Source organism: Asaia sp. W19, assembly GCF_003994335.1.
Classification (GTDB): domain Bacteria; phylum Pseudomonadota; class Alphaproteobacteria; order Acetobacterales; family Acetobacteraceae; genus Asaia.
In genome coordinates this window covers 1-6,487 of the sequence record NZ_PNQZ01000071.1, presented here as the reverse complement: position 1 = coordinate 6,487, position 6,487 = coordinate 1, and the positions used below count along the sequence as shown (strand labels likewise).

The window sequence follows — 6,487 nt, the reverse complement described above, 5'->3', positions numbered from 1 at the left end:
CGATCCGCATAATCAGGTCTATATCAATGGCACGACGGCGTTTCGCGCGCCTGTTTCGACCGAGGCTTACGTGCCGGACTATGACCCCAATGCCGGGCAGATCTCGGCCGTTGGTAATCTGAAGCCCGAATATACGATCAGCGAGGAGATCGGATACCGTCATTTCGGGTTCTGGAATTTCTCGATCGCTGCGTTCAATCTCAACATGACCAATCACAACATCTCGTCCTCCGGGTATATTCCGGGCTCGACCCTTGTCGTTGCGCTGCCGATCAATGCGGGCGGACAGACCTCACGGGGTATCCAGGGGGAATTCGGCCTGAGGCCCTGGCATCATTTCAGTCCCTATCTGTCGGGCCAGTATCTGCACTCCACCATGGATAACGACTTCGCGGTGAGCGGGCAGGTGCTGCCCACACGGGGCAAGATTGCGGTTGGCTCCCCCAAATTCACCGGGGCCGTCGGGCTGCAATATGATCAGGGGCATTTCTTCGGGAATTTCAACCTGCGCTACACGGGCGGCCAGTACACGACCTTTATGAATGACGAGCATATCCCCGGATATGTGACTTCCGATCTGACGCTCGGCTATCGACTGTCATCCATCGGCCCTGCGAAGCATCCGCAGATACAGGTCAATTTCACCAATCTGGGGGGGAATCATTATCTTGCCATGGCCGGGAGCACGACGGCGAATGCGCGTGACACGCTCAGCCGGAGCGGGGTCGTAGTGCCGGGTTCATCGCCCATCTATCTTATCGGCGCGCCCTTCGGTGTCTACGCCACTGTATCGAGCGGGTTCTGAGCATGCGCGAGCGGTATAGGGGGGCTCCATCCCCCTCCGACGGTATTGCCCTGGGCAGGGGGCGCGTCGAGTCACTCGACGTCCTGCGCGGTCTGACCATTGCCCTGATGATCCTGGTCAATAACCCCGGCGACTGGGCGCATACCTTCTGGCCCTTGCTTCATGCGCACTGGAACGGTCTGACCCTGGCGGATCTCGTTTTCCCCAGCTTCTTGTTCATCATGGGCTGTGCCATTCCATTTGCGCTCGGGCGGTGCCTTGAGAAAGGGGAACGACGCAGGCGGCTCTGGCGCGAGATCGCACAGCGCAGCGTCGCTCTGGTCCTGCTCGGGATAGGTCTGAACGCTCTGGGTCACGGCGGTTTTCACGATCTGCGTGTCTATGGTGTCTTGCAGCATCTGGGCGTCTGCTACGCTTTCGGGGCGGGACTTTATCTTGCAGGGTTGCGTTTGCGAGGCCTGTCTGTTGCGGCAGCCTTGCTGGTTTTGGTCTATTACCTGCTCCTGCTCGCCTTCCCGGAGGCTGCTGCGGGCGGTCCTGCTTTCATGGATCCCCATGGCAATCTTGCGGCGCGGCTCGACCGGCTGGCCATGGGGGCGCTGCATGACCTGACCGGCATGGGCGTGCTGTATGAGGGCGATCGTGATCCTGAGGGCCTTCTGACGCTGGTGCCAAGCGGCGCGACGCTTTTACTCGGCATTCTGTCGGGCATCATCATACGTCAGGACCTGCGGGGGCACCCAAGGCGTATTCTCGGCTTTTTGCGTCTTACCGGAGGCGGATTGCTCGTGACGGGCCTTGTATGGTCGCTGATCTTCCCGTTGAACAAGAATCTCTGGACGAGCAGTTATGTGCTGGTCTGCGGGGGTCTCGATATGCTTGCCCTCTCCTGGCTCTATGACTGGGTCGATGTGAGGCAGGCTCAGCGGGGCAATACGGCACTGCGCGGCATGGTGCGTTTCGGGGTGGTCTTCGGCGCGAACCCGATCGTGGCGTATCTGTTCTCTGAAATCCTTGCCATCGTACTGGGCTGGCACTGGTCGGCTGCGGCTACCCTTCCCGCCGGGAGCTGGCTCTACGAAAATCTGTTCGGTCCGGCTCCTGCCAGCGATGGAGCCTCTCTGATCTATGCGGTTGCCTATGTCGCGGTCTGTTTCATCCCGAGCTATTGGCTCTGGCACCGAAAGATTGTCATCAGGCTCTGAAAAAGCGTCTCGTGCGGAGAGGCTGACGGGGCATAGCGTCAGCTCCTCCAGGCGGGTGTGTGTTTTTCACCCCCACCTCGCCTCGGCGGTCACTGCGACTGGCTGGCTGTGCGCTCGATCACCGGATCCGCAGACGGCCAGTATGCAGCTGCCAGGTCGTTCTGACAGGCCTCGATCTGCTCCTGTATCCAATGCATGCATTCGTGCAGCCCGCGAATGATGATCTCTTCCGCGGTCTGGTCTTCAAGCATGGCACGCAGTTCCGAGAGGCGTTCCTGCACGGGGGAGGACTGACGGCGCAGATTGTAATGGGTCGATAGCGCACCCAGCACTGAATCGGCATGGCGCAGATTGAGGGCGAGAGAACGCGGAAAGCCTTCGTTCTTGAGCAGGAAGCCGACCACATTTGCCGGGGTGGTGGTGACGGGCTTGAGCCTGCGAAAGGCGTGATAGGCCGCGGCCGAACGCAGAACCGACGCCCATTGCGCCATGTCGATCTCGGAGCCGACCTCAGCGGCGTTAGGCAAAAGCGTATGATAGCGCGTATCGATCAGCCGGGTGATCTGGTCGCTCTGCTCCAGATGTCGACCCAGGAGATAGAACAACCATGCCTGGTCCCGATACAGCGTTCCAGAGGTGATGCCACTATGAGACTGGCAATCGAGCTTGATCCGGTTGCATAGCGCCGAAAGGCCGGTGCGCCTGATATCGGCGTCACTCAGATCGAGCATCCAGCGTGTGAAGACATTGAGCTGCATCCACATTTCGGTCGAGATCAGGGGACGTGCCGAACGGGCGTTCTCGCGTACGAAATGCGCCATGGACTTGATCGATCCCGGATTGGAGCAGTCAGTGATGTAAAAGCGCAGGTAATCGTCTTCACGCGGGTTGGGATAGCATTCGCGAAAACGCTGCTCATCCGAGTTGATCTGCACGATAGTGTCCCAGACGGGCCTGCCATCCGGTCCTCGCACGAAGGCTTCTGTCACCTCCAGAACACGCGCCAGGTTTTCGATGCGCTCCATATAGCGCGCGAGCCACATCATGTTCTCGGCATAGCGCGAGAGCAGCGTGTTGAGGTCGGGGAGCATCCCGTGCAGCGGGGGCGAAAAACGTGTCATGCGGACATCACCCATGTATCCTTGGATCCGCCGCCTTGTGACGAGTTGACAACCAGAGAGCCCTTGCGCAGCGCCACACGGGACAGGCCGCCCGGCAGAACCCATGTCGAGGCCCCTGTGACGGCGAAAGGCCTCAGATCTACGTGACGGGCTTCTACCCCGGCAGGACAAAGCGTAGGCACAACGGAAAGGTCGATGACAGGCTGGCTGATGTAATTGGCCGGGTTCTCGATCAGTTTCTCACGAAAAGCCTCGAGTTCGTCCGCGCTGGCATGGGGGCCGATGATCAGGCCGTATCCACCTGAATCGCCCACCGGCTTTACAACCAGATTGCCCAGATTATCCAGCGTATGGGCCAGTCCTTCTGGCTCGGCGCAGATATGCGTCTCGACACTGTCCAGAATGGGATCCTCACCCAGGTAATATCGGATGATGCGCGGCATGTAGGCATAGACAGCCTTGTCATCCGCAACACCCGTGCCCAACGCATTGGCCAGTGTCACATTGCCCCGGCAATAGGCATCCACCAGCCCAGGGACGCCGAGAAGGCTTTCGGGATTGAAGGCGAGAGGATCGAGAAAGGCATCGTCGATTCGTCGATAGATCGAGTGAACCGGTCGCAATCCTGCGACGGTGCGCATATAAACGTGATGATTTTCAACGACCAGATCGCGCCCCTCGACAAGAGGAACGCCCATCTCACGGGCAAGAAATACATGCTCGAAGTACGCGGAATTATAGATGCCCGGTGAGAGAAGAACCACCTGGGGATCGACAATACCCGCAGGGGCGACGTCGCACAGGGCACGATGCAGGCGCACACCGTAATCGTCCACGGAGCGCAGGGCGATGCCCGAGGCCAGATCAGGCATGAGCCGTAGCATCATGTGTCTGTTCTCGATCACATAGGACACGCCTGACGGGGTGCGGGCATTATCCTCGAGCACCAGAAACCGACCGGAGCGATCCCGTATCAGGTCAGTGCCGTTGATATGCACATAGACACCGCCAGGAACGTCGACACCGATCATTGCTTCGCAATAATTGGCGTTCTTGAGCACGAGATCCGACGGAATGATCCCGTCATCAAGGATGCGACGGTCGTGATAGATGTCCCACAGAAAAAGGTTGATCGCCTTGACGCGCTGCTGCACGCCACGTTCGACGAAAGCCCATTCCTCGGCAGTCAGCAGGCGGGGGATCATGTCGAAAGGCAGGATGCGATCGATCGCCTGTCGCTCGGTATAGACCGTGAAGGTAATCCCAAGCCGCCAGAGTTGACTCTCTGCATCGGCGGTGCGATCGCGCAGGTCCTTGAGAGAGAGATGGGACAGTCTTTCCTGCACCTCCCGTAATGCCTCTGGCAATTCATCGCCCCGATTCATCAGTTCACAGTAAAACTGTGGCCTGTCATAGGTTGAAAAAATACCGGCTTCCTGAATTGGCGAGGCGTCAGACGCCATATTTTCTCACCTTCTGGTTCGGAATGACGTGATGTATCCTGGTCCGAAACGTTACGGATTATTATTAAACTACCAAACTCCGGAGCTTGCCAAGATATAAAACGGCGGGGCAGAAATCATCGTGAGGCCCGAAGGACTCACAAGACCAGTCGTGCAAAAACCGCGTTCGGGCGATATGGTTGCCATGCCGTCGTGTGCTGACCTGCACGAGGGCTGGGCCCCATGATCCTGATCCTGATCGGGTGAGGGGGGCTTGTCGTCATGGGTTTGCTCTTGCCGAGCACAAGGAGTTGGGAAGTCCACGTCATGAGATCGTGCCTCGGGGGGCAGGGACGGCCATGAGCAGGCCGATCCTGCTCAATCACCGCACAACCTATCGTTATGACCGTATGGTCTCGCTCGGCCCCCAGACGATTCGTCTGCGGCCACCCTTGCGTATGCGCAACGCGATCACGACCTACGCCCTCTCGATCGGTCCCAGTCACGCCGGGCTGACCTGGGGGCAGGACAGTCATGACAATCTCGTGTCTCAGGTGATCTTTTCGGAGCGCATGTCCGAATTCGTGGTCGATGTCAGCATGATCGTCGACCTGGCGCCTTATGACCCGTTGCCTGCCTTGTCACCCGGAGGGGGCGCAGCAGAACCCCTCGACCCGACCTATCGGCGCCCCGTGGTCGAGGCGAATGTGCTTACCGCTTTCCTCCAGGCGGATGACCCCTCTCCCGTGGGGACGCATCTTGCACGTCTGACCACGCTCGCGCGCCGTATCGCGACCAGACTGCACTATATGCGGCGCATGGAGCCCGGCGTCTGGGCACCGGGTGAAACCCTGGCGCGTGAGGCCGGATCCTGTCGCGACAGCGCCTGGCTCCTCATCGCTCTGGCGCGCCATCTGGGGTACGCTGCGCGTTTCGTGTCGGGCTATCTCGTCGAGCCTTCGGCCTTGCAGGTGGATCCTGATCGACTGACCTGCGATCTGCATGCCTGGGCCGAGATCTGGGTTCCGGATCAGGGCTGGGTTGGGTTCGACACGACATCAGGGTTGATCACCGCGCAAAATCACATACCGCTCGCGGCCTCGGATACGCCGGATGCCGCAGCACCTGTCTCGGGATTGCTCGACCGGTGCGATGCCGAATTCGATGTTCTGATGCAGGCGCATTATCTTCACAGGGAACCAAAACCCTGACGACGGGTTCCGGCTGGTATCGCCACCGGGATGATCGATCCGTGAAACTCTTTTCCTGTGAATGCTGCGCCCAGCCCCTGTTCTTCGAGAACACGCGCTGCGAGTCTTGCCACCACGCTGTGGGCTATCTGCACAAGGTTGCCGATCTGACGGCGCTCAATCCGGGCCAGGAGCCCGATTTGTGGCTCCCCATGGAGCCGGGCTTCGAGAGCGTGCCGCATCGCTATTGCGCCAATCATGCCCATGATGCCTGTAACTGGCTTCTCAGCCCGGAGGAATCGGCGCGTGGACCGCTCTGCTACGCGTGTCAGTTCAATCGCACGATCCCTGATCTGGCTGACCCCAGGAATCTGGAACGCTGGCGCAAGATTGAAATCGCCAAGCACAGGCTCTTCCACGCCCTGATCAGACTCAGACTACCCATCGTAAGCCGTCTGCAGGACCCGGAAAACGGGCTTGCTTTTGATTTTCTTGAAGACGCGCCAGACGGGTCAGCCCCGGTCATGACGGGGCATAGCGATGGTCTGATCACTCTGGCCATACGCGAGGCGGATGATGCGCAGCGTGAGCGCCTGCGGGTCGAGATGGGCGAATATTACCGAACGCTTCTTGGCCATTTCCGTCATGAAATCGGACATTATTACTGGAATCTTCTGATACGGGATGGCGGCAGGATCGAGCGATGCCGCGCGGTGTTCGGTGA

At 59.3% G+C, this 6,487-nt stretch carries 6 protein-coding genes; 4 read left to right on the top strand and 2 right to left on the bottom strand.

Annotated features, from left to right (window positions below):
* Nucleotides 1-805: TonB-dependent receptor domain-containing protein (locus C0V97_RS15515; protein ID WP_127103477.1), on the top strand; the 805-nt coding region annotated here is incomplete at its 5' end.
* A gap of 2 nt (nucleotides 806-807) precedes the next feature.
* Entirely contained in the window at nucleotides 808-2,010 is a 1,203-nt protein-coding gene (locus tag C0V97_RS15510) for an acyltransferase family protein (protein WP_127103476.1), read from the top strand.
* Nucleotides 2,011-2,099: 89 nt separating this feature from the next.
* On the opposite strand, the gene C0V97_RS15505 is transcribed toward C0V97_RS15510, so the two are convergent.
* Nucleotides 2,100-3,131 (bottom strand): alpha-E domain-containing protein, encoded by a 1,032-nt coding sequence (locus C0V97_RS15505; RefSeq protein WP_233582216.1) that lies wholly within the window; start codon nucleotides 3,129-3,131, stop codon nucleotides 2,100-2,102.
* A complete protein-coding gene (locus C0V97_RS15500; protein ID WP_127101639.1) occupies nucleotides 3,128-4,594 on the bottom strand; it encodes a circularly permuted type 2 ATP-grasp protein in 1,467 nt (488 codons plus the stop codon). The genes C0V97_RS15505 and C0V97_RS15500 overlap by 4 nt, the downstream gene beginning before the upstream one ends.
* A gap of 338 nt (nucleotides 4,595-4,932) precedes the next feature.
* On the opposite strand from C0V97_RS15500, the gene C0V97_RS15495 reads away from it, so the two are divergent.
* Nucleotides 4,933-5,784, top strand: a complete 852-nt coding sequence (locus C0V97_RS15495; RefSeq protein ID WP_127101637.1) for a transglutaminase family protein — start codon at nucleotides 4,933-4,935, stop codon at nucleotides 5,782-5,784.
* Nucleotides 5,785-5,825: 41 nt separating this feature from the next.
* Nucleotides 5,826-6,487, top strand: a 662-nt coding sequence (locus C0V97_RS15490) for a putative zinc-binding metallopeptidase (RefSeq protein WP_199751937.1), incomplete at its 3' end; no start/stop codon positions are given.

Bases quoted from the DNA above. Each gene is read 5' to 3' on its own strand.
- C0V97_RS15495 (WP_127101637.1), top strand. From the start codon at position 4,933: ATGAGCAGGCCGATCCTGCTCAATCACCGCACAACCTATCGTTATGAC.
- C0V97_RS15510 (WP_127103476.1), top strand. From the start codon at position 808: ATGCGCGAGCGGTATAGGGGGGCTCCATCCCCCTCCGACGGTATTGCC.
- C0V97_RS15500 (WP_127101639.1), bottom strand. From the start codon at position 4,594: ATGGCGTCTGACGCCTCGCCAATTCAGGAAGCCGGTATTTTTTCAACC.
- C0V97_RS15505 (WP_233582216.1), bottom strand. From the start codon at position 3,131: ATGACACGTTTTTCGCCCCCGCTGCACGGGATGCTCCCCGACCTCAAC.